The 1,950-nt window shown below is 42.9% G+C and carries 1 protein-coding gene; it reads right to left on the bottom strand.

Going from position 1 to position 1,950, the window contains the following annotated elements; all coding sequences use genetic code 11:
* Positions 1-1,404: hypothetical protein (locus Q0791_RS24770; protein WP_299011933.1), on the bottom strand; the 1,404-nt coding region annotated here is incomplete at its 3' end.
* Positions 1,405-1,950: the final 546 nt, after the last annotated feature.

The following is a 1,950-nucleotide window of genomic DNA, read 5'->3' as shown; positions in this document are numbered from 1 at the left end:
GCTGATTTGAGTATGACGTAATGTTACTGTTGAATTGGCATAGGCTTTAATGCCGTGCCAGCTATCTTTTTCTGGCGCTTCAAGTGATGAGCCAAAGTAAACCAGATTATCTTCAACGCCTTCAGCCTTTAAAGTACCATGAATATCCAATTGCACATTTTCAGCAGCTAACACTTGCGTGCCCGCATTCAGCTGCCAAGTACCGCCTGCACTGACAGTGACACTAGCGCTGTCTTCCAGCTCGACCTTAGCCCCTTCTTCAATAATAAGCTGTGCGCCAGAGGCGATAGTGAGTCTTACGCCTGCTTTAATCGTCAGAGTGTGGCCTGCTTTCAACCTTAATACTTGTCCCGAGCTAATATTAAGGTTAGCTACAACATAATAGTCGTTAAACAGGCCATATTCGCCATCAACCAGCAGTTCATCCGGTAGCGTTACCGCCAGACTGCGCTCGTCGGTGCTTTCCATACGGGCTGAAAAATAATAGTCACTGTAATCAACATGTAAGCCAAAAGGACTCTGGCTACTGTCAAATATTTTTGTGGCTATGGTGGCTGCTAAGGCCGAATCCCACCAGTTATAGCGCGCATCAATCGTGGTGGCCATCATAGGGCTATTGCCCTGAGCAAACAGGTGATGGTTCTGGCTGCCAATAAACTGGTTATATTGCAGGGTCGCGTCAAGCGTGAATTGATCGTTTAGCTGGTAAAAAATCGCTCCATAGCTGTTGTCGATAAAGCGGCTATGATCAACATTGATGTTGGTCTCTTCATCGCTGGCTTGGCTATCACTTATTGTTAGATTAGCGTAAATGCCCGTCAGCGCATGGCTAATTTGGCTGTAGCTTAAGTTGATATTGGCGCCGCTATTGGCATAAATACCTTGCCAACTGCTGTGTGTGGGATTGGCTAATGAAGACGTAAAGCGAATTTCATTGCCTTCAATCCCTTCACCCAAAAGGCTACCATAGACTTCAATTTTGGCATTACTGTCAATATTAAAGTTCACCCCATCAGCGATGATCAGCTCAGCACCTTTGTCGATAGCAAAGGTAATGCCTTCGCCTAGGGTGACTGTGGCATCACGATTAACGAACATGCGATCGCCAGCAGCAATATGGGTGTCTTCACTGATCACCCAATTATCGGGGGCGTATAAATCCGCCGCCTGGGCGTGCCCTGCCAACATGCCTGTGAGTGCGATACCTGAACTTAATGCGGCGCTGAGTGTTTTAAAGGTGGCGAATCTGCTGGCAAATGCATTGCGATAACATAGTGTATTCTCGATACTGCGATTGCATGCTGTATGTGAGCTTTGTTGACTGTTTTCGTACTCGATCTGAGTAACACGCTGATTTTTCGATTGAGTCAGATTAGACCGACGACCTCGATGGATTTTTTTCAAGATAATATCCTTTTAAATGTTTTTGAACATGTCTATATGTTCAAAAAATCTTGCTGTTTTACTGTGAAGTAGAAGTTAATACATGTGCAGTACTTGAGCCTGTTAAGGTGTAGGTAACGGTACTTGGCACATATCATTGGTATAACTAGAAATTGAAAATAAAATAGAAGCTGAAGGCGGCGCTGTACTCCTTTTGGCCAGTTGAATCCCATTTATTTTTATGGCTTTTATTGTCTTGTTAAGTCGCCATAATCTGCTTGTTGATGATTCATTAGGCACTTTTCACCAAAGGTGCAACTAATGTCTGATTGTAATTTCATACAGGCGACTAGTTATATCGACCGCTTTTGCTATAACTGAAATCAAAATGTAATCATCCTGATTCTTTTGTGTGTATTTTGTGTTTTTTGGCAACAAAAAAGCTTACATTAAACATAATGTAAGCTTTTTGTAGGCTATAGATTCAGTAGTGTAGATCCAATATAGTAATGTCACATTTCCCCAATTTAGAGATGTCACATTTTGGTATGCTGGGAGCAAATAATC

It is taken from the genome of uncultured Shewanella sp. (assembly GCF_947495455.1).
Taxonomy (GTDB): Bacteria; Pseudomonadota; Gammaproteobacteria; order Enterobacterales; family Shewanellaceae; genus Shewanella.
The sequence above is the reverse complement of the archived record's forward strand: the minus strand, read 5'-3'. Positions and strand labels throughout refer to the sequence as shown.